Here is a 24,357-nt window from a genome sequence, read left to right on the forward strand (position 1 = left end):
CGCCACCCCGCTGCGCATTAAAACAATTGGAAACGTAGCGAGCGAAGGAAAGACAAGGCGAGAACAGGCGAGAAACGGCTGGGGTCGCACCCGACTTGACTAGTCAATGAGCATTTCGAGTCTGTTTTCAACGCAGTATTTTGCGCGAAGCCCGCAGTAGTTTTCATTTGAATTCGACGGGGAAACCGATTTCCGGGGTAGGCAGATCGACACCGAACCACTGCTTGAAGGACGCCGCGTACGTCGGGAACTCAACGCCGGTCATGGCTTCATGCAAAGTCGTGTTGACGAAGTTCAGCCAGTCCTGATCGCCGCGTTTGACTGCGCAGGCATAGGTCTGAGGGCTCCAGGCGTAAGCCGGGCTGCGATAGCGGCCGGGGTTCTGCACCATCAGGTATTTGACCGACGACTGATCGGTGGCTGCCGTGTCGGCGCGGCCAGAGTTCACTGCCTGATACATCAAATCGACGCTGTCGTACTGATCGACCTTGGCCTTGGGCAGCGCCTGATGCACCAGCTCTTCGGCGTACACGTTTTGCAGCACCGCAACGGTTACGCCGTCGCCAGCCGCTTTCAGGTCCTGGATCTCTTTGTACTTGCTGTTGGCCGGCAGCAACAGACCGACGCCTTCGCGGTAGTACGGCAAGGTGAATGCCACTTGCTGCGCACGGCTGGCGGTTACGGTGATGAATTGGCAACTCATGTCGACCTTGTCGGTCAGCAGGTTCGGAATCCGCGCATCGGAGGACTGCACCACGAACTCGACCTTGCTCGGGTCATTGAACAAACCCTTGGCGACCATCCGCGCGATATCGATATCAAAACCCTGCAACTTGCCGTCCGCACCCTGGAAATGCCACGGCGCGTTAGTGCTGCCCGTGCCCACAATCAAATGCCCGCGCTTCAACACGCTATCGAGCTTGCTATCCGCCGCTTGCGCGACACCCACAGCAGACGTCACAGCAGCGAAGAGAAAAACACACGCTTTAAACAAGGAAGGTCGGTGATGCATGACAAGCACTCCAGGGTGATGTGTATTCCGTTATACCGGAACTTAGTATGTAACAACGGAATAGACAGCAGAAAGTGTGCCATAGCCTGTGCCAGAAATCCTGGAGGGATTGAAAAGTGTTTTGAATCAACGGGATGAGGGAACGTGCCCGGAACGTGTCACGAAAGGCACACAGAATGAACGCTACCGTTGGCTACAGCTCGCGGGTAGTGGGGCCACAAATGAGGGCGAGGCAGGTCAAAAGCGGGCAGTGGTCCGAAGACGTCAGCGCACGACAACCCTCTTCGAGTTGCGCTATCGTCCCTGAAGCAAGCGGATTCTCGACCACCACCGCAAAGCCTGGGCCAGCAATGCTCAAGACCATTGAAGCGCAAGTCCTCAAACAATCTACACCCGCGGCCCTCAAGGCTGAATTCGCCCAGGATGATTTCGAACGGTTGCACGGCTTTTGCGTGTTGATTTACATGGCGAGCATTTCCATCTGGCTGCTCTTCGACCTGATCGTCAGCGTGCGCGGCGGTCAGGGGTTCAGTGTCTACTCGATGATGTTCCTCATCGCTCTGGTGGTCATCTCTATCACCCTGGGCTTCACCCGTAACGCCCGACACTTCCAGTGGATCAACCTGGTCTTTGTGCTGGTGATAACCCTCGGCGTTCGCCTGGTGATCGAGGGCCTGCCCATGGACCTGCACCCCGGCTGGCTGATCCTGGCGGCATCGAGCATTCTCTACAGTGCTTCGGTGCTGCCATTGAATCGATGGTCGTTCTTCGGCGCCACCCTGCTCACCTGGGTCGTCCTCAACCCGTTCTTCATGACCAACACCTCGGTATTCGAACTCAAGGGCACCATGGTGTTCTTCTATGGGGTGTTTCTCACCGCGCTGACGCTTTATACCTTCCTCAAACTGCGTCAGGCCAAGCTGCACAACTACATCATGTCGAAGCTTCTGCTCGACCAGGCTTACGTCGATGCCCTGACCGACATCCCCAATCGTCGCTCGTTCATGGCCGCCGCCAACAATCAACTGGAACATGGACCGCGCCAGCGCGATCACTACCTGGCCATGATTGATGTCGACAACTTCAAGAAGGTCAATGACCTGTACGGCCACGACATCGGTGACGAAGTGCTCAAGCGCGTCGCCGCCGCCATCAAGACCGTGATGGCCGACTTCGAGTACGCCCGTCTGGGGGGTGAAGAGTTTGGAGTCTACCTGTCCGGTGTACGTCGCGAAGACGTCGAAACACTGGCGGCGAACCTTTGCCGCGTGGTGCGCGATGAACCGACCGGCCACCCGGTGACCATCAGCATGGGCCTTGCGCGGGTCGAAGAGCACGACACCTTGAATCTGGCACTGATCAAGGCCGATCGGGCGCTGTATGAGTCAAAGCATACGGGCAAGGATCGGTATACGTTTTATCAGTGAATGCCGCCTGTACTTTGGGTCCCTCAGCCACCGGGACTGCCTTTGACCCGCTCGATATAACGCGCCACCGCCGGGGCCTTTTCGAAGCGGCGATGGATCAGCGACAACCAGGAGCCAGCCTCGCTGCCTTTGATTGGCCGGTACACCACGTTCGGCAAGCTGATGTGCCCGACTACCGACTCGGGCACCACTGCCACGCCCTGCCCCAACGACACCAGCGCAATCACCGCCACCAGCCCGCCCGGTTGCGGCCCCAATTGCGGCGCGTAACCGCCTTGCGCCGCGACCTGCAAGGTCCCGCTGATTTGCTCGGGGAGGATAAACGTCTGGTTCTGCAAATGCTCAGGCGTGATGTCCTGCAAACGGCACAACCAGGACTCGGCCGTCAGCGCCAGAACAAAGCCCTCGGCATTCAGGTGAATCGCTTCCAGCTCCTGGGGCAAGGTCATGGGCGAGCGGATGTAGCCTATGTCGAAACGCCCGTCAGCGACTAACCCCGGCAACGCCGCCATCGGACTTTCCCGCACACTCAGGCTGACATCCGGGTATTCACGGCTAAAGCCCAGTACCTGTTTTTGCAGCAAGCCTGAGTACACCGCCGACGCCACATAACCCAATTCGATATGACCGATTTCACCGCGCCCGGCCCGCTGGGCACTGTGCTGGGCCAACTCGAACTGACGCACCGTCGCCTCGGCCTCGATCACCAGGACAGCGCCGGCTTCGGTGAGACTGACCTCGCGCTGCTGACGCAGGAACAATCGAGTCCCCAGCGCGCTTTCCATGTCCTGAATCTGTCGAGTCAAGGTCGGCGGCGCGATGCCCAATTGCTCTGCGGCACGGGTGAAATTGCGCTGCCGGGCAACGGCTAGAAAGTAGCGAAAATGGCGTATATCCATAACTTGATTAGCTCAAAGGTAATGAAAAGCTCATCTTCAGCTAATAGAGCACCGTAGAACGCGGGATAAGCTGGCCAAACCTCCACAGTAGAGAGCTCAAGCCATGCGCGTCAAACCTCTTGCGTTGGTGCTGACCACCTGTTTCAGCCTGAAAACAGCGCTCGCCGCCGAGCAGTCGCAAAGCATTGCCCGAAAAGCAATCCTGAATAATGACAAGATCGCGGTACCAGGGCTGGTGACGCCATGAGCCGAGTCAGCCCGCGCCTTACGCTGTTGACCGCTTCCGGGGTCTGCTCGCTGATCGTGCTCGACACCAATATCGTCGCTGTCACCTTGCCGAGTATCGCCCGGGATCTGGGCGCGAATTTTGTCGACATCGAATGGGTGGTCAGTGCTTACATGCTGGCCTTCGCCGCGTTGCTGTTGCCCGCCGGAAGTATCGCCGATCGCTTTGGGCGCAAGAAAACCCTGCTCTGTGGCTTGGGAATTTTCATCCTCGCCTCCATCGGTTGCGGCGCGGCGCCCACTGCGCTGTTCCTCGACATCGCCCGCGCAGTCAAAGGCGTCGGTGCGGCACTGCTGCTGACCTCAGCCCTGGCCTCCATTGGCCACACCTTTCACGACGAGGTGGAACGGGCCAACGCCTGGGCGTTCTGGGGAATGTGTATGGGGGTCGCGATGACTGCAGCGCCGACCATCGGCGGCTTGATCACCGGGCTCATCGGCTGGCGCTGGATTTTTTACCTCAACCTGCCGGTGGGTTTGCTGTTGATAACCATGGTCTGGCGCGCCGTGCCGGAGTCTCGAGATACCGGGGCTGCACGCCTCGATCCCTGGGGCAGTCTGGCTTTCAGCGCCAGCCTGCTGTGTCTGATCTGGGGGTTGATTGAAGCCAACCGGGTCGGCTGGAGCAACCCGATGACCTATGCCCGATTGCTCGGTGGCGCACTGTTGCTCGGCATGTTCGTGGTAATCGAACGGCTGCAACAACGGCCCATGGTTGATCTGCAACTGTTCAGGCATCCGCGTTTTATCGGTGCGCTGCTGGGGATGTTCGCCTATGCCGGTTGCGCGCAAGTGATGATGACCCTACTGCCGTTTTACCTGCAGAACGGTTTGGGCTTCTCGGCGATCGCTTCCGGGCTGGGCATGTTGCCGTTCGCGTTGACGATGCTGATTTGCCCGCGCATTGGCGCACGCCTGGCGACCCGCTTCGCCCCTGCCACGCTGATGGCTGCCGGCTTGACCCTGGTAGGTAGCGGCAACCTGCTCAGCGCCTGGGCAGTCAACCACGGTGGCTACCTGAGCTTTGCCCTGGCGATTGCCGTGACCGGTGCCGGTGCCGGCCTGCTCAACGGTGATACGCAGAAAAACATCATGGCCTGTGTGCCTCGGGATCGCGCCGGCATGGCTTCGGGCATGAGCACCACCATGCGCTTCAGCGCGATCATGCTGGCCATCGGGGTATTCGGTGCACTGCTGACCAGCCATACCCAACAGTTGCTGCAAGGCAGCCTGACGATTGAAGCGTCGCAGTGGCTCGGGCAAGCGCAGAGCATCGCCTCACGAGTGGTGGCCGGCGACATGCCTGCGGCATTGAGCCAACTGCCGGAGTCGGCACGTCCGGCCGTCGAGCCACTGGCCCGCCAGGCCTTTGTCGGCGGCTTCAGCGTGGTGCTGTGGGTCGCGGGTTTGCTGGCGCTGCTGGCGGCGCTGATGGTCGGCACGCTGATGCGTAATCCGATTCCAAAGCCTCGGTCTTTTTCCCTGGGTGTTGAGTAAACCGAAGCGGGGGTGGCGATGGAGCTTGCTCCCTTGCCACAGGTTACTGAGGGCCCTTGAGCGATGCCAACACCCGCTCGGCATTTTCATCACAGGGCATGCCGTCTGGCCGCACCCTGATGGTATCGATGACGCCCAACAGCTTGGCCTTGCTCTGGGCCAGGTGCCGTTGCATCTCTTCAATCTGCTCGACCTTGCTTTCCAGACTGGCGAGCAACTCATCACGATTCCAATCACCCTGCACGCCGCCCGGCAATAACTGCTTGAGCTCCTGCAAGGTGAAGCCTGCCTGTTGCGCGCACTGGATGATTTTCAGCGTCTGCAACACCTGAGGTGGATATTCGCGATAACCATTGGTTCGACGGTGGACCTGACGGATCAGTCCCTGAGCCTCATAAAACCTGATGCGCGAAGCGGCGAACCCGCTCAGTAGCGCCAACTCACCGATTTTCATAAAGGCCTCATTTGCACGCTTGACATTAAAGTTAACTTTAAGCTTAGCCTCTACTCTCCACCGATGAGGAGTCAAGCATGTCACCCTTCCAAGCGTTGAATTTGCCCAACGGTCAGACGATCGGCAATCGCATCGCCAAAGCCGCGATGGAGGAGAACCTCGCCGATACCGAGCAGGCGCCCTCCCCAGCCTTGATACGGCTGTATCAGGCGTGGGCCGACGGTGAGCCTGGCCTGCTACTCACCGGCAATGTGATGATCGACCGTCGCGCGATGACCGGCCCCGGCGGCGTGGCGCTGGAAGATGATCGTCACCTGGAAAAATTCCGCCAATGGGCCGCTATCGGCCGGGCCAGGGGCGCGCACTTCTGGGTACAGCTCAACCACCCCGGTCGACAGACCATGGCCAATCTCGGTCAAGAAGCCTGGGCACCATCCGCTGTCGCCCTGGAGCTGGGCCAGTTCTCGAAAATGTTCGCCCGGCCCAAGCCGATGACCGAAGACGATATTGAAGAAGTGATCCAGCGTTTCGCCACCAGCGCCTGGCTTGCGGAGCAAGCCGGTTTTACCGGCGTCCAGATTCACGCCGCGCATGGCTACCTGATCAGCCAGTTTCTCTCGCCGCTGAGCAATCAGCGGACCGACCGCTGGGGCGGCTCGCTGGAGAACCGCGCACGTCTGCTGGTGGCGGTAATCAACGCCGTTCGCCAACGGGTTTCGCCGGGGTTTTGTGTGGCGGTCAAGCTGAACTCCGCCGACTTCCAGCGAGGTGGCTTCGATGCTGACGATGCCCGCCAGGTCATCGAGTTGCTCAACCCGCTTGCGGTGGATTTGCTCGAATTGTCCGGCGGCAGTTATGAGGCGCCTGCCATGCAAGGCGAAGCCCGAGACGGTCGCACACTCGCTCGCGAGGCGTACTTCATGGAGATGGCCAGTGAATTGGCGACGCAGGCAAAAATGCCGGTGATGGTCACCGGCGGCATCCGCCGTTTACCGATCGTTCAGCAGGTCCTGGACAGCGGCATCGCCATGGCCGGGATTGCCACTGCCCTGGCGCTGGAACCGCAATTGCCAAAACAATGGCGCAACGGCCAGCACAGTCATCCCCAATTGCCACCCGTGCTCTGGAAACGCAAACCCATGGCTTCCCTCGCGACTATGGCGATGGTGCGTTTTCAGATGCACCGCCTGAGCCGCGGCCGCGCACCAAAACCGAAGGTTTCAGCGCTGTTCGCGTTGATTCTGGATCAGTTGTATATCTCCAGACGCACCCGCCAATACCGTAAGGCTATGGGCAAGTAATGGTTTTGCTGCGATCTTTTACGGCACACGCCATTAGCGTCCAGAGAAACGCAACCGCGAGAGCATCCGCAAATCGCCCTCCAGATAATAAGGATCACTCCAGCTATCATCGACCGCCAAAGGCTGGACCTGTTTGAGCGCCAGTTGTTTGGCAAAGTACCGAAAACGGTAATGCTCGTAGAAACGCAGCAGTTCCAGCCCATAGCGATCGGCCAGGTCGGTATCGCCGCGCATGATCAGGAAGTTTTCGTCATTGCCGTCACTGGCGGCGACGCTGAGGTTGTGGCTGCCGCTGATGATCACCGGGGCATCGCTGGTGAAGTCGCTGATGATCGCTTTAGTGTGCACCAGCAGGTTGCCCTTCTGGCCTTTCAAACCCTCCTTGAGCCAACCTTCAAGACCGGTGTTCAGCAGCGCCGTGGCGGCAAACTCTGCGGTGCGGTCGGCATGGAAACCGGTGATCCGGCTGGCAGTGTTCTGCAGACCGAAGCGCAACACGTCATCGTGCGGTTGACCGAGCAAGGCATTGAGGATCTCGTCCGGCAGCGCGAATGCGGTGACGAACAATACGTCCTTCTTTGCGGCGTTGATGATGTCGACGAACTCATGCAGATCGCCCTCGCCAGAGCGCGGCGAAAACCCGGCGAACAATGGCTGTGCCGGATCCATAGGGTTGTTTTGCGTCAGCCATTGGCGGGTGGCGCCGACATCCGCCGGTGCCGCCCATATCTGCTCGAACACTTGCAGGTAGCTGGCTGCCACACGAGCGTCGTCCAGTACATGCACCACGTTAGCCTGACGATAAACACCATTGGAGGTAAAGTTGGTGCTGCCGCAGAGCACCGCTTCAGGCTTGTATTCTCCAGCCGGGTCGAGCTGGCTGAGCACAATGAATTTGTCATGGAAGATATTGTGAGTGACGCGACCACGTTTATTCGCCGAAGGGATTTTTTCCAGGCTCGCTTCGTTCATCGTGGTGTCGTTATCACCCGGCTGCGCATGATACAGCACTCGAACCTTCACCCCACGGCTGAACGCGGCGTTGACCGCATCGATGATCGACTGCAACTGGTATTCGTAGATGGCGATGTCCATCGCCCATTGACCGTCCACGGCGCGTTCGATAAAGCCAAGGAGCTCTTCCAGCAACCCGTTTTCCAGCCATTGGCGCGGCGCGTCGGGCCAGGCTTCGATGGGCAGGTTCTTGTTGGCACTGAGCAGCGCGTCGAGATCGGCGAATTTGCGTGAAAACGCCTGACTGGCCGCCACGGCGCGGTTGAAGATAACCCTCTGACCCAACGGCTGGCCGTTGTCGGCGGTGACCGTCACTTCCAGTGACTCACCCAGTTGCGGCGCATCGACGCTGCCGTAGGCCAGATGAACGCGGTAGTGGATGGTTGCACCTGGATTGACGGCGTAATCGGCCCAGCGAAATTTTTGCAGAGGCGCGATATCACTTGGTGTGGCCTGGTACTCAGGGAGCGTGTGGGCCTTGCCGGGGAAGGTCAGGCTATTGAACAGAAACAGCCAGGGTTTGTTGTCCTGCTGTTTCTCGATGGCAAAGCCCAGTAATCCTTTGCGCCTGGATTCGGCGAGGTCCATCGCCAGTAACACCCCGTTGGTGCCGGCATAGGCTTTGACGCGGAAATCATCCTGACTGTTGGTGGCAAGTACACGCATGGTTCACTCCTGTGATTGGTTTGCCCCACAGCATAGCGGACCTCGCGCGCGCGCCCACACGCTGGGTGCACGTCAACGCAACCTGCCCCTTTAGCCGGACGTTCGTTGGCTTCTTTTTACGGAGACTGAGAACCCACCAATTGTTAGCTCACTACTTAATAATCGGTTAATCCTGCAGTCCAAAAGTAGACAGGACCGCGTTAGCGCAGAAATTTCTGACGCTCTGCGCGGCGTGTTCGACATCGCATTAACGTCGGACTGGCGATTCAGAGCATTCAGGAGAACTCTCATGAACAGTCGTACGTTGTTGGTTGCAGGCGCCCTCGCCCTTTTTGCGTCTGCCGGTGCGGTACAGGCCGACACAACCGACACTGCCGTCCAAGCCGTGCCTTATCACTACGGAATGTCATTGGATATTGCCAAGGTGGTTTCCATGACTGAGCCGTCAACACTGGAGTGTAAAGTAGTGACCGCGGACATGAAGTTCATCGATACGGCGGGCAAACTGGAGGAAATCACCTACCTCAAGCTGTCGGATGCCTGTCAATATCAGAGCTAAGTGGTGCCACTCCGTACAGCGCTGGTTTGTCCTGAGCTGAGAGATGGCCATTGAGCGATGTTCCTGGCAGCGGTCAGGCGGTATTCTTGCGCTCATCCCTTACTGCCGCAAGGTCCGCCATGCAGTTCACCTTTCGCACTCTCGCTACTTTCACCGCTGTGCTGAGTTTCGTCTTGGCGTTTGTGTGGGGCTTTTGGCCGGATGAGCTGCTGTCGATATGGAGTGTCGAGTACTCCAGCGCGACCGGTCTGGTGTCCAGGCGTACCGCGGTGTTGTTTCTGGCATTGGGCGTGATGCTTTATCGGGCTCGACGGGCGCCACCTTCGAGTACGCGCAGAGCATTGAGTACAGGTTTTGTGGTGGGATGTTTCGGCTTGGCAACGCTGGGGCTTGGCGAATGGCTCAACGGTCATGCCGGGCCCGGGATCTTGCTGCCGGTGGTGGTCGAACTCGCGCTTGGTCTGGGGTTCATCCAGACCAAGCGCTTGTCGGTCGAGCGCGAAGAAACTATCGGTTAATGCGTTTTCACTCTTGAATCAACGACAGGTTGGTGAGCGGGGTTGTGCTCAAGGTCATAGCGCAGCTCAGCGAGCAAATCGCTGATCTCGCGGCATCCATTAAGGCGCTCCGCTTTTATGCCTGTGACTACCAATTCCACGCGGTCGGTTTCGTGGTCGCCGTAGACCTTCACCGTCATCGACAAATCCGGGGACAAGGTGCATTGGCAACGTTTGGGTAGAAAACTGCTTTCAATGATATTTCGTAGTTCCAAGGCAGAAAGAAACATAACGACCTTCTCCTTTATGTGGGACTGCCAATCAGCGTTAGTCAGTACTTTGCGTACTCGCAAGCCACCTCATTTGAATGGCTTCCTGCATCGCTCCACCGACCCTGAAGAGCAATGCCACCCCCTAGACTAGGCCGCTTTTCCGATCCCGGTAAGCTCTTTTTTCATCTGTAATTGAAACGCCTCCATTTGGCCTCCGGGCACTTGCAGTTTGGTCTAGCCGAGGAGTTTTTAGTCTGAAGAAGCATATCGCTTGCTCTTCGTCGAAATGCTCCTCATACCGACCCGCCAATCAGTGCTGCGCGCTCGGCAACATGCCGCAGGCTGTCGAAGTTGATGTTGGCCCCCGAGTCGATCGCCACCAGGGTCTGGCCGCGTACGCCGGTTTGCGCCACGTACTTCTTGATTCCCGCCACGGCCAAGGCTCCGGAAGGTTCGGTGATTGAACGGGTGTCGTCGTAGATGTCCTTGATCGCCCCGCAGAGCTCATCATTGCTGACAGTGAGCACCTCATCCACATGCAGTCGACAGATCTCATAGCCATAGGCACCGATCTGTGCGACCGCTACACCATCGGCAAAGGTCCCGACTTGCGGTAGCACGACCCGCTCCCCGGCTTGCAGGGCGGCCTGCAAGCAATTGGAGTGTTCCGACTCGATGCCAATGATCTTGATCTGCGGCCGCAGGTATTTGACGTAGGCCGCGATGCCGGCGATCAGACCGCCACCGCCCACCGGAACAAAGATGGCATCCAGCGGCCCGGGGTGTTGGCGCAAAATCTCCATGGCCACCGTTCCTTGGCCGGCGATCACGTCGGGGTCGTCAAAGGGTGAGACGAAGGTGCAACCCATTTCCTCAGCCAGGTGCAATGCATGGGCCAAGGCGAACGGAAAGCTTTCTCCGTGCAACAGCGCTTGAGCGCCGCGCGTGCGAACGCCGAGAACTTTCAGTTCAGGCGTGGAACACGGCATCACGATGGTCGCCTTGATCCCCAGCTCCCGAGCCGCCAGCGCCACACCCTGTGCGTGATTGCCTGCCGAGGCGGTGATGACTCCCAAAGCCTTTTGCCTATCGCTTAGCTGCACCAGCTTGTTGTAGGCGCCGCGAATCTTGAAGGAAAAGGTCGGCTGCAAATCTTCGCGTTTGAGCAGGATCTGGTTGCCCAGCGATTCGGACAGCGCCGGGGCCGGTTGCAAAGGCGTACGCACCGCCAGGTCGTAGACCGGCGCGGCGAGGATCTTTTTCACGTAGTGCTCTAGCAACGACTGCTCGGCGGGGCTGCTCTGGCGGGTGCTCATGGACGTCTCCTGGCTTTATTCGAGGCCCCGGAGACAGATAGAGAAAACCCGCCTCTAGGGCGGGTTGGGTGCAGCCGTCAGCTAACCCGCCAAATAAGGAATGGCGGTAATAATGCTTGGCTGGGAACGCAATACGGTTGAAGTCATGGCTCGAAAGTAGCCGGGCGTTAATGGCAAGTCAATGGCCAATTCGGTTGAGCGTATAGATGGATCCTGTCATCTTCGAATCCTGTTCATCTACCCAAGGAAGGAAAACATGAAGTCTGTCGCACTGCCTTTGATTGCCCTTATCGCCTTCGCCGGCTACACCGTATCGGTCATGCTGCAGGCCGAACAGTCACTGATCGACTTTGGCATCAGCCTGATGTCCCGCCCGGATACCGCGCAAGTGGTGATCGACCTCTATCTGCTGGCCATACTGGCTTGTGTCTGGATGTACAAGGATGCGCGAAGTCGCGGTCAGTCGGCGCTTTCGGTGCTTCCTTATCTGCTGATCACCGCAGTCTTTGTTTCCGTCGGGCCATTGCTGTACCTGGTGGTGCAGGGGCTTCGGCGATTCACCAGCTCTGCCCGCGGCGCTTGAGTTCAAGGCGCCGGCCGAACGCTTCAAGCACTAATGAATACAGATCGTCCTGCAAGTAGGCGTCTTCAATGCCGGCGTCCATGTTCGGGTTGTCGTTGACCTCGATCACCAGCACTTTTCGGCAATCTTCAGCACCAGTGCAGGGCCCAGGCGTTACGCCTGCACAAGCGCATCTTCCAGCATCGCGACACTCGGCTCAACGATTGCTGTCGTTCGAGTCTCTGGGGGGCGTGTTGGGCTGGATCGACGGTTTTACCGAGCCCGGCGCAGGGTCCTTGCGTGGATAACCGTTGCCGATTCCGCCATTTTCCAGGGTCGGCGAGCGTGGCACCGGCACAGTGTTCGGTCCACGAAAGGCTGGGGCGCTCGGCTGCGTGCCTTGCATGCTGTTGGGATTGGCTCGGCGGATCGGGTTGTTGTAAGGATTGTCGTTGCTACTGCCTGGCAGGTTCTGGGCAAGGAGTATCGCCTGGGGCGAGGCGTTGTGAGACGCGGATGCTTCAGGCCGAGCCTGGGCCAGGCTGCTCAGCAAGCCACTCAATGCCAGCGCAGTGAAGCCAAGCACTAGCCTGTTCATCGGGCACCTCTATCTATGTGTACAGAGACATTACCTTCAATAACACGCTACGCGCTGGATTCGGATTTGTTAACAAAATAGTCCTGCGGGATATACAACACGCGTTATCCGGAGCGCTGATCTGCCGAACGGCCCGCGCCAGTAACCGACGGGGCTTTTGCCGCGCCCCACAGGCCACCTGAACACGAGACACTTCAGATCAATACGAAAATCGCCAACAACCCGCCGAAAATCGCCCACTTTTCCAGGTAGTAACGCGTGCGGTTGCGCTTTTTCAGTTCCTTGCCGCGCAGGCGGATTTTGTACAGCCTGTTAAAGGCACGGTTCAAACCACCGGTCTTGTCCCCGGCATCGTTCGGCGAGCCGGCGGCTGACATCACGGTGTAGCTGAACCAGCGGTTAAAGGCAGCAGCCCAGCGGTACTTCATCGGACGCTCCACATCACAGAACAAAATAATACGGTTCTGTTGCGTGGTGTTCTCGGCGTAGTGAATGTACGTCTCATCGAACATCACCGCTTCACCGTCGCGCCAGTGATAGCGTTCACCGTCTACCTCGATGTAGCAGCCCGGATCGTTCGGTGTTTCCAGGCCCAGGTGGTAGCGGTAGGAACCCGCATACGGGTCGCGGTGGCGTACCAGCCTGGAGCCAGGTGGTAACTCGGCAAACATGGCGGCTTTGACCGAGCCGATGCCTTGCAGCAGCTCAGTGGTGCGTGGGCAAAGCTTCATTGCCGAAGGATGGCTGTCGCCGTACCACTTCAGGTAGAAGCGCTTCCAGCCCGTTTTGAAGAAGGAGTTGAAACCCACGTCGTTGTATTGGTCCGAACGCTTGATCTCCCCCGCTCTGAGCAGGTTCTGGCCTTCGGTGCGGATTTCTTCCCAGTGCGCTTGCAAAGGGCTCAAGTCAGGAAAGTCGGCAGGATCGAGGTAGGGACGATTGGGTTTCTTCGAGAACAGGTAGAGAAAACAATTCACCGGCGCCAGAAACGTCGAGTGATCACTCAACTGACGGCTCAATGTGTGGCGTACACGACCACGCAGATGCACATACGCAATGGATACAACGTAAATAGCGGCAATGATGAGTTTCACGGAAGTGGTCACATGTCAGAAAAAAACATACTGCGTCCCGCACAAGCCGGATGGGCCAAAGGACAAATGCGCAGCGTCTGATAATCGAAACAGCGGGTCCTGGCGGCGTATCCCTGAGCTCAATGCCGGTGATTTGCATCTGGCCGCACGATGGCATTTTAGCCTCTGTTTGTAACCTTAGGCTAACCGCAATTGTGAAAATATGCCTGCCGCTGAGCCAAAAAGCCATTATCTTGATTCAGCGCAATCCGCTCATCGATGCCATCAATCTGACATGACGTTCGGCGGCGTCATCCGCAAGCGCGCCGACACCAGCATTTTCATCTCGGCGACAAACCTTTCACGCCCCCATCACATTCAGCGCCATAAACTTCACTCATCCATTTCAAGCATTCCCTTGGCCCGCCCGCATGCGGGCTTTTTTTCGTCCGATGACCCGTCCTGCTTAGCCTGGATCCGTTTTGGCACCTTGGCTGGGTTGATCCATGGGTTGATCCATAAGATCACCATCACCCCAATTCAAATTCTGCTTGAAGGGCGCTGACAGCAGGGTCGGCATTTTGTAGGTCAGTGCATGCTGAAATTATTGTTTGTCATATTCTTTTTTTATCCACCAACCCAATTGAAACACCATCAGCACGCACGCTATTACACTCCTTGCCGTACTTTGGATACGTAACGCAGATAACATCTCCGGCAATTTTCCAATAACCGTTTTGCGGATCCTGAGCTGAAATCTTTATGATCGCCGTACCCTCCTGATGGAGAGTTTCCGAAAACGGATAGCCTGTACTCGTAACGCCAGAATGTTCGCAACCTATCAAAACTCCACCCATCTCACTTCCCTTTAACTGTTTCGCATTGGGAGGTGCAGCAGCATGGGCTTCATTTGCAGCTTTCGGATGCATTGACCATGTTTAATTTCGGGCTAAAACCGAGGTTTGTTCGTCACATTCACCCCATTGATCAAGACCCCTGCTCCTTGAGGAGAGATTTCAACCCGGCTCATACCCAGACGTTGTCCACCACTGCACAAACCGCTCACAACGAATATTTCCCCACTCTTGAATTACTTGTTTTCTGCTTTCTTCAACCCCAGTCCTACATTTGAAATAGCGATTAGCTTACAAAAAAAATCCACAATATCGCGCCATTAAAAAACAAATATTGATCGACGCCTTTAACGCTAACTTCCCAGGCTTTATCCGGGGACGAGTCAATACAACTTTTGAGTGTCTTAGCGGAATCCACGATGTAGGATTCATGGGCAGCACCCGCGACAGTTTTCAACTAATCGAACGGAATCGAGCCATGCCTGACAATTACCCCCTCCCAAGCGTCCTTGAAAAAATGTACGAAAACCAGCTCGCACTCGAGGCCGCGCTCATGGAGCTCGCCCTATGGGTAGAGCAGCGCGGGTCGACAGTGGTAGGCGAAAATATTCGAGGCTCACTTGAAACCATTGGCGCAAATGTGGGCTACATCAGACAGGGACTGGCCAGGATGAACGCCGAGTGAGCGCCGAAAATCAGACTCGCGCTGGTAGCTGGCGACAAACAGGTTTCTCTACTAGGGTTTCCGCGACATGGAACCGTGCCGTTTCATTAGCTGTCACTTGGTCAGGAGGAGATATATGAGCTCAATTCGCACTGCCGAGCAGACCTATCGCACTTGGTCTAGCCCAATCTTGCTGGAGCTGAAGGAGAGAGAACATCAGCTGGATCCTTCCGCCCGCCAAGCACTTCAAAATGTGTTGCTGGAGAGAAGGCTTCTGGACACCGGGAACTCTTCTGGCAGAGACCGGCGTAACGCCGGACCGGTTAATGACGGCAAACCTTGACAGCCGCCACTAATGGCTGCACAGCAGAACGGAATTTACCCGTTCTGCTGGAGTAGTTTTCAAACGCTAGTCCTGCTCTCCGCCATCATGGTCACGATCATGATCGCGGTGACGATCATATTCCTCATTATCGCCGTGACGATAATATCCTCGGTCTTCCCCCTGATCATCGCCGCGACCCCGATCATAGCCACGGTCATGTTCACGACCATAATCACGACCTCGGTCATGCTCTCGACCGTACCCTCCTCCATCCTCCCAGTACGGCCAGCATCCTCCCAACAGGAGGGAACCTGATATGGCCAAGATCATTATCGCTGTTCGTTTCATTTGAACGTCCTAAAAAGCAAGGGTCAGAGCTATGGAGAAAAGTTATCGCTGCCCATCAGTTTTAATCAAACGAGCAATCAACAAGAGATACGACCACGAAGTAGATCAATGATTCACCGGCGAGGCACACCCATGACGGCAGAAAATCAAATCACCAGGGTCATGCTCCACTCAATTACCGAAAACAGGGATAAAGCATGAACGACTCATTACAGACGAAGCATTTGTCCAGGCGCACACGGTGTGGGTCGCCTGCGAACAGAAAAAAATCAGCATACTCAGCCCTCTGTAATGCGGCAGTCTGGAAGCTGACAATTTTCAGCTGCATCCGGCCCGAAGCGCCGGGTCGCCAAGAGAGTCGATAACAACAATTCACACACTAGCCTAAGCTTCGAAGGATGAAGCGCTTCAGGTTCTTGAATGCAATTGATTCCAATAGAGAACTATTACTATCTAATCGTTCTGAGGGCATAAGACTATGTGTGAGTCATGTGAGCCAACCCAAATACCGGGCACTACTGATCGTCGTCGATTTCTTCGGCTCGTAGGGGCCGGGGCAGGTGCTCTACTCCTTGCTGGCGCCCTGCCGGGCAAGGTTGCACTGGCGGCCGAACAAACCATTCCAAAGCCACAAAACGCAATCAACCCAACGATGGCGCTGCAGAGGCTTATGGATGGGAATCAACGATATATGACTGGAACTTCCAAGACGCATGACTTCCAGGCAGAACGCGAGGCCTTGGTCGCCGGCCAGAACCCATTCGCTGCGGTACTGAGTTGCGCAGACTCTCGTATTGCTCCTGAATACGCATTTGATACTGCCCGGGGGGACCTTTTCGCTGTGCGCGTCGCGGGTAACTTCGTCACGAACGAAGGTTTGGCCAGCCTTGAATACGCTGTCGTATCACTCGGCGCGCCATTCATTATGGTGTTGGGGCATGAGGGCTGTGGAGCCATTGATGCGGGTGTAAAGGCAATAAAGGATAAAGTTAAATTCCCTGGTCACATCCAGGGGCTGGCCGATTCACTTAGACCCTCTATTGAAAAGGTACTCAACGAGCCGGGCGCGCTTCTCGACAACGCCATCGTGCAAAATGTCAAAGACTCGGTCAATAAGCTCAAGACTACTTCGCCACTGCTCAGTGTTGCACTCAAGCAGGGCAAGTTGAAAATCGTAGGGGCCGTCTACCGCCTTGCTACCGGCAAAGTAGAGCTTATCGCCTGACGTGAGTAGATGCGTCTCACCAAGAGACGCATCATCCAATGCTCGCGATACCCACGAACCGCAGCTCCTTGACGCGCTATTGAACGACACCGCCTTCAGCGTGACGCCGGACCAGGCCGCAGCCGCGATGAGGCTGGCTAGGAAATATTTATTATCCGTAGCAAACGGCGAACATCATCAACGGACCGCAACTTGATGGTCCATTCCCCATCAACTTTGTCATTGACCTCGCCAAACTCTGCGCAAAGTGTTTTTACGGAACAGTGCCCAGCCTTGAAAGCTGGCAGCCGGAAATAAAATAGAAGCCAATTATGATAGGCCACAAAGCTGAAGGGGCAGTCGCCATCAGCGACCGAAAAAATTCCAATGGACCTCGTTGAGTCGCTCTGCGGCTTGGGGGCGCAGTCATGCCCTTTCATTGCGCAAATCGCGCCAACCAGCATGCAAAACGCTTCCCGCGCTTGCGGGCTTTCGATAGACGAATAGCACTCAACGTACTTCGCGGCATCCCGAGCGTCAGTGATCATCTTGTTTCCCCTAGGTTTGTGCCCTCTCTTCCAATCTAGCACCATCCATACCCGCCGGAGGCCATCGCAGTGCCCAGAGGCATCAGACGCTGCGCCAGGAAGAGCAGCAGGTGGCCGCCTGAAGCCTGACACCTGGATACTTGAATCAGGCTATTCGATGCTTGATGCAAATCCTGTCCCACACAACTCACTACGCCTCTGAACACTGGAGTAATTTTCTGAGTTGCGCGGGGACTTCGATAACTTTTCTTGTACCCGGCGAGATACAAACTTGAGTAAGGTTCGCAGTAAACGCCAGCACATCTGGCGCAATACGCCCCTCAACTGAAAATGAGAAAGAGTGCAACCCGACATTCGAAACACTTACCGTCATAGTCAGCTCGTCATCCCAAGTAACCGGATGCAAAAACTCTAAAGACAATGCCCTCGCAGGAGGTAGCAAATTAAACCCTAAAAGAGTTTTTAATCCCGGCCCCTCAAGCCAGACACCCAGTGCGTCGTGAACGGCTTCCACAACAAAATATGAAAACCTTGGAGTAAACACTACTCCCTCAGGGTCACAATCCCCGAACAATACCTTTCTTTTAACAAGCACCGGATTCGGCATAGATCAATCCTTGATAATGAGGGGCTGCCCCTAATGCCAGTCAGTTAAGACATTACGCGAACCGTAGCAGCTGCCGAAGGCTGCGTCCGGCGGCGAAGCCGTCGCAAATCCTGCTTCCACGATTTGTCTGGAATACCGCAGTGACTGTTTTACGACTGCTGCGCAGCCGGACGCAGCCTTCGGCAGCTGCTACGGGGGACAGTGCTGAACCTGAAATTCCTTAACTGACTGGCATTGGGGGCTGCCCCTGCGCATTGAGTATGTTTCAGCTATTGGTCCACGCAGCCCCCCGTATGTGGCTGCCTGGCCGACTCGGGGGCTCTTGTCAGCCGCAAACGTAAAATTCTAGCGCCGGGCTTCCGTCAACAGAACCTGCATCGTCAATCAATCGCCACAAAACCTTCAGCGACCTTTGTCGCCCGCCACGAATGGCTCGAAAGCCGGCGTCGACCGGCTGACAAAGGCCTTGTCGGCACGAATCACAAAAAACGCTGCAATTTTATGCTGCAAAGCATAGTCCCACCCCTGTTGCGGGCCGAGAGCCAGCAACATAGTCGATAGCCCATTGGCGATCATGACTGAGGGAGCGATTACCGTGACCGCTGTCAGGTCATGCTCAATGGGCCTGCCAGTGCGCGCATCGAAGGTGTGCGAATAGCGTCGGCCGTTTTCCTCGAAATAATTGCGATAGTCGCCCGAAGTGGAAATGCCATAGCCATCGAACGACAGCACCTGTTGCGCCTCCTGTCGGTCGTCCCGCGGAACCTCCAGCGCCACTCGCCAAGGCGTTCCATCGGGCTTGCGCCCGACTACCTTGATCTCGCTGGTGACGTCGGCCAGGAAGCTGTTGATACCCAGTTCCTGCAGACGCTCGGCAATGCGATCGACCGCATAGCCCGGCGCAATGCTGTTGAAATCGAGCTCGACCGCCGCGTCCTTGCACAGCTGCTCGCCTTCGATACGCAGGTGCTGATAACCCACCTTTTGCCGAGCACTCGCCAATGCCTGCGCCTGGGGGACCTTTTCCTCACGCGCCTGCGGACCGAAACCCCAGAGATTGACCAAGGGTTCAACGGTCAGGTCGTAGGCGCCGTCGCTTTGCTGCGAAAGCTGCTCGCCATAGCGGACCAGCTTCAATAACGGCGGCGGCATGGGCTGACAGCTGTTAGCTGGCAGCTCGTTGAAGCGCTCGGTATCCGAATCACCACGATAGGTCGAAAAAGTGCGATCGATCTCGGCCAGAATTGCCTCGACCTGCACCCGAACCTGCTCGGGCGAGTTTTCCCCCGAGGCTCGACGCCGCACGTATTGAACCGTGTAAGTGCTGCCCATGGTCGGGCCGCTGATTCGCTCCAGCGAGTCACCAATGTCGCAACCCGTTTGACCGACAAGCGCAATGATCAGACTCCATTTCCTGACATGATGACTCAATGGGCTACACATCAATATTCCTGAATTAACCTGTAGGAAAGCACTCGATTGAGCTGAGCATTCTTCACGCTTTGTATTGATGCTGGGTCGAGCTTATCAGGGGGTGGCTATGAGGCAATCACAACCGCATTGCTGCGAGACGTTGAAACAGGTTCGCGATTTCTCCCACCATCTACAGCAAACGAAACATCCCGGCACGATAGCGAGGCGACAGACGGTGTGTTGATTTCCGACCAAGCCAGCTCGGCGATTTGCTTAGCCGCCCCCAGGCAGCGACAATTGGCGCCCAATTTTTTTCGAGGTTTGCAACATGCGTAAAGCACTTTCCGTCTTGGCCCTGAGCGTCCTGTTTGCCCAAGGCGCTATGGCCGCAGGCGGCACCCAGGCTGCGGTCGGCGGTGGTTTGGGCGGCGCCCTGGGTAACGTTCTTGGTCAGAAGCTGGGTGGCAGCACAGGCGCAGCCGTCGGTGCAGGCCTGGGCGGCGCGGCAGGTGGTGCCGTTGCAGCCAAAAAAGGCAAGAAAACCAAGGCAGCTATTGGTGGCGGCCTGGGTGCAGCAGGTGGCTCACTCATCGGCAACAAGCTGGGTGGTAGCACCGGCGCCACCATTGGCGCAGGGCTTGGTGGTGCTGCTGGCGGCGCTATTGGCGGTCAGAGAAACTGATTCTATCGCTAACAAAAAACCCGGCTTTATAGCCGGGTTTTATGATTCAGGTGATCCCACACCTCTTGCCCGTCGCGCGCCCGGTGGCCCGGATCTGTGGTCACACCGTGCAAGGTTTATCTCCTCGGCAAAGGTTACACCTCTTCCACCTCAAAGCGGCCGTCATCAAGCTGGCCGACAGCAATCAGGCCACGTTCAAGAAACTGAATGAAGATGGTGGACGTCGCTTTCTGAAGCCGCTTACCCTATTGAGATGTATGCGGAAAACGACCGGATAGTCGGCGTAGTCGTCAGGGCGCTACAGAAGCTGTAGCCAGCCGGCGCGGCGGGGATTTTAAGAAATTGAGACGTATATCAGGTTTTGCGATCACAGCCTTGTTGGCTCTAGGTGGGATTGCGACGTTGTTCCTTGCTAAATATTGCATTGAATATTTTAAAGGCCCAATAGCCGAAACATGGGTTGAACTCGCACTCGGTCTTGCAGGTTATCTATTTTTCTTTTCAGTTAAACCCCTTGAGAGATGGATAACAAAAAGGCTGAACAGATCGAGCCGAAAAAGACAGGACAACAAGTATTTGTAGGAGGCGATCGTGGGATTCAACTGGCCCGGGGGCGCCGCCGAACCATCCCCTTTAGCGCCCTTGTCATACTCTCGTCACACCGGGCTGGCACATTGAAGTCAGCCACAGGGATGTGGCAGCTCACTACCTGGAGCTCGCCACGTACGGACTTTTTCATTCCAGCGACATGCCCCATTACGTCCGTTTCACTGCGGCTCACCTGGATTGAGCCTGCGCACTTCAAGAATCCCTTTTTAAGCCCCCCGCGCGCGGGCTTTTTGTTGGTGGCTTAACTGCCAGCTCGCCCCGAAGGCGGCCCTCATGGAACTCACTCTGTAGCTAGTGGCCTGTGTGGCTAGTTCTGTTAGTCAACTTCGGCGCCAGCAGCCCATATCCTGCGTTGCTGTTCCTCGCCATAGCGGGCTATGACTCGTCACAGCGCCTTGGCTCTGGGCCGCCGGCATCCGAATTTGAGCTAACGAACTAGCCACACAGGCCACTAGACCTGCGCTTCGTCGCCCCGTCGTTGATTAGGCTGAAGTTGCAGAGCACACTCTGGCGAGCTGAAGGATCAGCGCCCCCTTCGACAGAGAGCCCGCCATGTGCGGGTTTTTTGTTGTCTGCCCTCCCCAAACTCGCCAACACCTCCGGCCTCGGCCCTGAGGATATTTGGTGCACCCCGCATAACTCGACTTTAATTGAATTGATGCACCCAGGAGTCTCTTCACAACGCTCACCATCGGGAGCCCTAACATGAACAAACCTCTATTCGCGCTGGTCGCCGTGCTATCAGCGGTAGGTGGTTGCGCCACTAATTCACAGGTCTATCGTGACCAGCCGCTGGTCGCAAAGGTCGAGACGGGCATGAGCAAAGATCAAGTCCAGAATATCGGCGGGAAGCCATTATCAGTAACGAACCGCACAGTGGAGCCCGGCACCTGCTTTGACTACATGCTCACTCATGCCGGCCATCAGCAGTCTTTCAATGTCAGCTTTGATAGATCAGGCAAAGTGGACCATAAGAGCTTTATGACCTGCGCTGAATGGAGTCGCGTACAGAAGAAAGCCAGAGAACCAGCCAGCGGTATGGGCGGTATGGGAGGCGGAGGTTATTAGCGTATGACACGCCCTCACCTTCCCCGTTTTCCGGTTCACTGACTACAGTCGCTCGGATCGCCGGCGTGACAAGGTAGCAGATAGCCACCAAGATCAATTTGGGCGAACGGCTTTTGCCATTGAAAAAGTCGTGATGACGGTCGATCACTGCTCCGGCCAGCGGCAAATTTCAGGCAAAAAAAATCCCAAGCAGCTGATGGACACTTGGGACTCAAAATGCATAAACCGTGGTGGTGAACGCAGGGGCATATTATCTCAATTCGGGCAGTTGTAACAGGATATTTGCACCCGTCCGTCCGATTAAAATCACCTAACCCCTTCAATAACCACACTTTTTTTCAGGCTGAGCCTCAGTGCGGCGTATCGAGATGACGCTGCTCGATAGCTGGTAGAGAGCAATGAACTGTCGGGATTCAATCGTGTCTACAAAACCGGTGATGACTCAGTAACGACCTGGCTGGTGCTGGTCAAGACAACCGGCCAGCCTTTAAAGCACTCAGTAGGAATCAAACATGTCTAAAAAGCTTGCTGCTATTTTGTTGTCCGCATTTGTTGGCGTGGTTGCTGGCAATGTAGTTGCTGCTGATGCTCAATGGGGAAAAGATCACCCACGTAGGGCCGAGGTAAATGGTCGTCTGGCCAACCAGAACAAGCGAATCCATAACGAAGTCAAAGAGGGCGAAATGACCAAGGGACAGGCAGCCAGACTTCATAAGGAAGATCGTCAGATTCGTCAGGAAGAACGGAGCATGGCTAGCCAAAATCGCGGTCATATCACCAAGCAGGAGCAAAGGACCCTTAACCAACAAGAAAATGCTGTAAGCCACCGGATTGGTGGCTAAGCCTTACCTGTGATTTTCGGTTAATGCCCGGCTTAGTGTGCCTTTTTGAAAATGACTTACCCGCTAGCCCGCGAGGTCTTCACCTCACGGGCTGGTTGTATTGATCAGTGTTTGCCATCAATGGCGCATTAATTTTCATTCCAGCGAGAATTCGCCGAACGATTTCGATCAATGAAGCGTAAACACCTGCCTGATGTCCAGTGGCAGCAGCCCCGGCACTATCCAGTTCGCCGGCAAGTTCTTCTCAAAACGCGGCGTTGCGTGAAGTTGACAGCATCCCTGCGCATTACCCAAATACTACTGACAGAAATTGACGGTCGTGTTTGTTACGCTTTGGGTTCATGTGGGGAAGGCGATTCCTCAGACATTTATCAACGCCATAAGAGAAGGACTCTCTAATGACACGTGCCATTACTATTATCACCGAGAACTTTTCAGATTGGGAAACCGCCCTGATCAACTCCGCTGGTCGTGCTTATTACGGCTTCGATACACGCTTCGCCACCCCCAAAGGTACCCCAGTCACCTCTTCCGGAGGCATGATCGTCACCCCGCATTTGGCGCTCGAAGCCATCCAGCTCGATGAACTCGACCTGCTAATCATATGTGGAGGCACCATCTGGCAGACCGAACAGGCCCCTAATATCGCTTCCCTGGTTACCGCTGCCCATGAAAGAAACATCATCGTCGCTGGCATTTGCGACGGTACCCGTGTGTTAGCGCAATCGGGCGTTCTCGATACCCTCCGTCACACTTCCAATACGGCAGAGAACCTGTCGGAACTGAATTATGGTGGAGCGGCTTACTATCAGGATGTCCCTTATGCAGTAGCTGATAAGCGCGTCGTTACAGCTCCAGGTACCGCTCCGGTCAGCTTCATGGCCGAAATCTTGTGCACCTTGGGTATAGGCGACGAAAACCTCAAAGCCTACCTGGCAATGCACGCTGCTGAGCACCGCAAGTCCGCCTAGACCGCCATCTCCTGCGTCCGACATGGAACCTGCACCGGCACCTCTAGACACCGAAGCTGATGCACAATCCGGGAAGCCCGTGGTCGCGAAACTGGCTGACAGCGACCAGGCCACGTTCAAGAAACTGGTTGATGACGGCGGTCGGCGCTGCTTGAAGCCGCTCAATCCCGTCTACCCTATTGAGATGTGTGCGGAAAATTGCCGGATCGTCGGCGTTGTCGTCAGGGCGCTGCAGAAACTCTAGCCATCTGGCGCGACGGGATTTGCAGGAGGTCACCATGTCACTCAACAAACCCAACCAAGAGTTGCACCGCGACTTGAAAGCCGCCGCGTTCGCTCTCGAAGAAGCCGCCCTGGAAATGTTCAGGTTGGCAAAACAACGGGGGGATACAGAGCTTCTGGAGGCAATGGAGACGATCGAAAAGCTGCATGAGCGAGCTAATCGGCTGACTGCTTACGCTGATGAGGTGAAGGCGGGAGCTATCAGCCGCGCCAAGCCTGAGTAGGTGGCGCAGCGGGGATTTGTAGGTATATAAGGGCTTCCATTCCGACTTACACAATCAAAGATCAAGGATCGGCAGATGTTTACAGTGCTTGGTAGCGACTGATGAGTGGACGGAGAACAGTGATCGTCACTTGGGCAACCTGCCTGGAAGCGCCGAAGGCTCTTTAGTGCTGATTGATCACGGCAGGCTATTCAGGCATCCTTCATGGGATCCAAGCAAGCTGACTACAAGCCCGCTGGAGTTGCGTAACTGTAGGCGGCTCGATATTCCGATGCACGGCACAC

At 56.2% G+C, this 24,357-nt stretch carries 28 protein-coding genes and 4 pseudogenes; 18 read left to right on the forward strand and 14 right to left on the reverse strand.

Going from position 1 to position 24,357, the window contains the following annotated elements; genetic code table 11:
- Positions 1-163: 163 nt before the first annotated feature.
- Positions 164-1,012, reverse strand: coding sequence for a transporter substrate-binding protein (locus AC07W5_RS13275; protein ID WP_494993245.1), 849 nt, complete (start codon positions 1,010-1,012; stop codon positions 164-166).
- A gap of 350 nt (positions 1,013-1,362) precedes the next feature.
- Between AC07W5_RS13275 and AC07W5_RS13280 the strand changes: the two genes are divergently transcribed.
- Positions 1,363-2,439: a GGDEF domain-containing protein gene (locus AC07W5_RS13280; protein WP_495023637.1), complete on the forward strand. Its 1,077-nt coding sequence runs from the start codon at positions 1,363-1,365 to the stop codon at positions 2,437-2,439.
- Positions 2,440-2,462: 23 nt separating this feature from the next.
- Here AC07W5_RS13280 and AC07W5_RS13285 read toward each other — a convergent pair whose 3' ends face one another.
- Complete coding sequence (locus AC07W5_RS13285) at positions 2,463-3,338, reverse strand: LysR family transcriptional regulator (RefSeq protein ID WP_494993246.1); 876 nt, start codon at positions 3,336-3,338, stop codon at positions 2,463-2,465.
- A gap of 103 nt (positions 3,339-3,441) precedes the next feature.
- Here AC07W5_RS13285 and AC07W5_RS13290 point away from each other — a divergent pair, with 103 nt between their 5' ends.
- Positions 3,442-3,585, forward strand: a complete 144-nt coding sequence (locus AC07W5_RS13290) for a hypothetical protein (RefSeq protein WP_495011450.1) — start codon at positions 3,442-3,444, stop codon at positions 3,583-3,585.
- Complete coding sequence (locus tag AC07W5_RS13295) at positions 3,582-5,120, forward strand: MFS transporter (RefSeq protein WP_495023567.1); 1,539 nt, start codon at positions 3,582-3,584, stop codon at positions 5,118-5,120. Before AC07W5_RS13290 ends, AC07W5_RS13295 begins: the two co-directional genes overlap by 4 nt.
- Positions 5,121-5,163: 43 nt before the next feature.
- Here AC07W5_RS13295 and AC07W5_RS13300 read toward each other — a convergent pair whose 3' ends face one another.
- A complete protein-coding gene (locus AC07W5_RS13300) occupies positions 5,164-5,574 on the reverse strand; it encodes a MerR family transcriptional regulator (protein WP_494993249.1) in 411 nt (136 codons plus the stop codon).
- 77 nt (positions 5,575-5,651) lie between these two features.
- Between AC07W5_RS13300 and AC07W5_RS13305 the strand changes: the two genes are divergently transcribed.
- The gene (locus AC07W5_RS13305; RefSeq protein ID WP_494993250.1) at positions 5,652-6,875 is read left to right on the forward strand and encodes an NADH:flavin oxidoreductase/NADH oxidase family protein; all 1,224 of its coding nucleotides are present in this window, start codon (positions 5,652-5,654) and stop codon (positions 6,873-6,875) included.
- 33 nt (positions 6,876-6,908) lie between these two features.
- On the opposite strand, the gene AC07W5_RS13310 is transcribed toward AC07W5_RS13305, so the two are convergent.
- Positions 6,909-8,555, reverse strand: a complete 1,647-nt coding sequence (locus AC07W5_RS13310) for a phospholipase D-like domain-containing protein (protein WP_495023568.1) — start codon at positions 8,553-8,555, stop codon at positions 6,909-6,911.
- 289 nt (positions 8,556-8,844) lie between these two features.
- Between AC07W5_RS13310 and AC07W5_RS13315 the strand changes: the two genes are divergently transcribed.
- Positions 8,845-9,114: a DUF2790 domain-containing protein gene (locus AC07W5_RS13315; RefSeq protein ID WP_495023569.1), complete on the forward strand. Its 270-nt coding sequence runs from the start codon at positions 8,845-8,847 to the stop codon at positions 9,112-9,114.
- Between the two features lie 119 nt (positions 9,115-9,233).
- The gene (locus AC07W5_RS13320) at positions 9,234-9,632 is read left to right on the forward strand and encodes a hypothetical protein (protein WP_494993253.1); all 399 of its coding nucleotides are present in this window, start codon (positions 9,234-9,236) and stop codon (positions 9,630-9,632) included.
- On the opposite strand, the gene AC07W5_RS13325 is transcribed toward AC07W5_RS13320, so the two are convergent.
- The gene (locus tag AC07W5_RS13325; protein WP_494993254.1) at positions 9,629-9,901 is read right to left on the reverse strand and encodes a DUF1652 domain-containing protein; all 273 of its coding nucleotides are present in this window, start codon (positions 9,899-9,901) and stop codon (positions 9,629-9,631) included. The genes AC07W5_RS13320 and AC07W5_RS13325 overlap by 4 nt on opposite strands.
- A 293-nt stretch (positions 9,902-10,194) precedes the next feature.
- Positions 10,195-11,163, reverse strand: a pseudogene (gene ilvA, locus AC07W5_RS13330) (threonine ammonia-lyase, biosynthetic); the annotation flags it as partial.
- A 292-nt stretch (positions 11,164-11,455) separates the two neighbouring features.
- Here ilvA and AC07W5_RS13335 point away from each other — a divergent pair.
- The gene (locus AC07W5_RS13335) at positions 11,456-11,782 is read left to right on the forward strand and encodes a DUF2834 domain-containing protein (RefSeq protein WP_494993255.1); all 327 of its coding nucleotides are present in this window, start codon (positions 11,456-11,458) and stop codon (positions 11,780-11,782) included.
- Here the strand turns inward: AC07W5_RS13335 and AC07W5_RS13340 are convergent.
- The 3 genes and pseudogenes from AC07W5_RS13340 to lpxO form a co-directional block, all read right to left on the reverse strand.
- Positions 11,757-11,900 (reverse strand): annotated as a pseudogene (locus tag AC07W5_RS13340) (hypothetical protein); the annotation flags it as partial. The gene AC07W5_RS13335 and the pseudogene AC07W5_RS13340 sit on opposite strands and share 26 nt — an antisense overlap.
- 78 nt (positions 11,901-11,978) lie before the next feature.
- The gene (locus AC07W5_RS13345; RefSeq protein WP_495011454.1) at positions 11,979-12,359 is read right to left on the reverse strand and encodes a hypothetical protein; all 381 of its coding nucleotides are present in this window, start codon (positions 12,357-12,359) and stop codon (positions 11,979-11,981) included.
- 194 nt (positions 12,360-12,553) lie between these two features.
- Complete coding sequence (gene lpxO / locus AC07W5_RS13350) at positions 12,554-13,453, reverse strand: lipid A hydroxylase LpxO (protein ID WP_494993257.1); 900 nt, start codon at positions 13,451-13,453, stop codon at positions 12,554-12,556.
- A gap of 202 nt (positions 13,454-13,655) precedes the next feature.
- Between lpxO and AC07W5_RS13355 the strand changes: the two genes are divergently transcribed.
- The gene (locus tag AC07W5_RS13355) at positions 13,656-13,997 is read left to right on the forward strand and encodes a hypothetical protein (RefSeq protein WP_495023570.1); all 342 of its coding nucleotides are present in this window, start codon (positions 13,656-13,658) and stop codon (positions 13,995-13,997) included.
- Between the two features lie 49 nt (positions 13,998-14,046).
- Here the strand turns inward: AC07W5_RS13355 and AC07W5_RS13360 are convergent, their stop codons facing one another.
- Positions 14,047-14,361, reverse strand: coding sequence for a hypothetical protein (locus tag AC07W5_RS13360; protein ID WP_495023571.1), 315 nt, complete (start codon positions 14,359-14,361; stop codon positions 14,047-14,049).
- A 403-nt stretch (positions 14,362-14,764) separates the two neighbouring features.
- Between AC07W5_RS13360 and AC07W5_RS13365 the strand changes: the two genes are divergently transcribed.
- On the forward strand, positions 14,765-14,971 hold the full coding sequence (locus AC07W5_RS13365; RefSeq protein ID WP_494993259.1) for a hypothetical protein: 207 nt from the start codon (positions 14,765-14,767) through the stop codon (positions 14,969-14,971).
- A gap of 115 nt (positions 14,972-15,086) precedes the next feature.
- On the forward strand, positions 15,087-15,293 hold the full coding sequence (locus AC07W5_RS13370) for a hypothetical protein (RefSeq protein WP_494993260.1): 207 nt from the start codon (positions 15,087-15,089) through the stop codon (positions 15,291-15,293).
- Positions 15,294-15,352: 59 nt separating this feature from the next.
- On the opposite strand, the gene AC07W5_RS13375 is transcribed toward AC07W5_RS13370, so the two are convergent.
- Positions 15,353-15,523: a hypothetical protein gene (locus tag AC07W5_RS13375; protein WP_495023572.1), complete on the reverse strand. Its 171-nt coding sequence runs from the start codon at positions 15,521-15,523 to the stop codon at positions 15,353-15,355.
- A 578-nt stretch (positions 15,524-16,101) separates the two neighbouring features.
- Here AC07W5_RS13375 and AC07W5_RS13380 point away from each other — a divergent pair.
- Positions 16,102-16,848 carry a carbonic anhydrase gene (locus AC07W5_RS13380; protein ID WP_495023573.1) on the forward strand — a complete coding sequence of 249 codons (747 nt, stop codon included), beginning with the start codon at positions 16,102-16,104 and terminating at the stop codon, positions 16,846-16,848.
- A gap of 137 nt (positions 16,849-16,985) precedes the next feature.
- On the opposite strand, the gene AC07W5_RS13385 is transcribed toward AC07W5_RS13380, so the two are convergent.
- The 3 genes from AC07W5_RS13385 to AC07W5_RS13395 form a co-directional block, all read right to left on the reverse strand.
- Positions 16,986-17,375, reverse strand: a complete 390-nt coding sequence (locus tag AC07W5_RS13385; RefSeq protein WP_494993263.1) for a hypothetical protein — start codon at positions 17,373-17,375, stop codon at positions 16,986-16,988.
- 190 nt (positions 17,376-17,565) lie between these two features.
- Entirely contained in the window at positions 17,566-17,982 is a 417-nt protein-coding gene (locus AC07W5_RS13390) for an acyl-CoA thioesterase (protein WP_494993264.1), read from the reverse strand.
- A 402-nt stretch (positions 17,983-18,384) separates the two neighbouring features.
- Positions 18,385-19,314, reverse strand: coding sequence for an FAD:protein FMN transferase (locus AC07W5_RS13395; RefSeq protein ID WP_495011531.1), 930 nt, complete (start codon positions 19,312-19,314; stop codon positions 18,385-18,387).
- Between the two features lie 409 nt (positions 19,315-19,723).
- On the opposite strand from AC07W5_RS13395, the gene AC07W5_RS13400 reads away from it, so the two are divergent.
- From AC07W5_RS13400 to AC07W5_RS13430, 7 genes and pseudogenes are all read left to right on the forward strand, one after another.
- Positions 19,724-20,077 (forward strand): bacteriocin, encoded by a 354-nt coding sequence (locus AC07W5_RS13400; protein ID WP_494993266.1) that lies wholly within the window; start codon positions 19,724-19,726, stop codon positions 20,075-20,077.
- A gap of 152 nt (positions 20,078-20,229) precedes the next feature.
- Positions 20,230-20,390: pseudogene (locus tag AC07W5_RS13405) on the forward strand (XRE family transcriptional regulator); the annotation flags it as partial.
- A gap of 1,001 nt (positions 20,391-21,391) precedes the next feature.
- The gene (gene osmE / locus AC07W5_RS13410; RefSeq protein WP_495023574.1) at positions 21,392-21,754 is read left to right on the forward strand and encodes an osmotically-inducible lipoprotein OsmE; all 363 of its coding nucleotides are present in this window, start codon (positions 21,392-21,394) and stop codon (positions 21,752-21,754) included.
- 512 nt (positions 21,755-22,266) lie between these two features.
- Positions 22,267-22,596: a hypothetical protein gene (locus AC07W5_RS13415; RefSeq protein ID WP_495023575.1), complete on the forward strand. Its 330-nt coding sequence runs from the start codon at positions 22,267-22,269 to the stop codon at positions 22,594-22,596.
- A gap of 398 nt (positions 22,597-22,994) precedes the next feature.
- Complete coding sequence (locus AC07W5_RS13420) at positions 22,995-23,567, forward strand: type 1 glutamine amidotransferase family protein (protein ID WP_495023576.1); 573 nt, start codon at positions 22,995-22,997, stop codon at positions 23,565-23,567.
- Positions 23,568-23,610: 43 nt separating this feature from the next.
- Positions 23,611-23,811, forward strand: a pseudogene (locus AC07W5_RS13425) (LexA family protein); the annotation flags it as partial.
- 34 nt (positions 23,812-23,845) lie between these two features.
- Positions 23,846-24,073, forward strand: a complete 228-nt coding sequence (locus AC07W5_RS13430; RefSeq protein WP_494993270.1) for a hypothetical protein — start codon at positions 23,846-23,848, stop codon at positions 24,071-24,073.
- The last annotated feature ends 284 nt before the right edge of the window (positions 24,074-24,357 follow it).

It is taken from the genome of Pseudomonas sp. GW821-FHT01E05, from assembly GCF_059422425.1.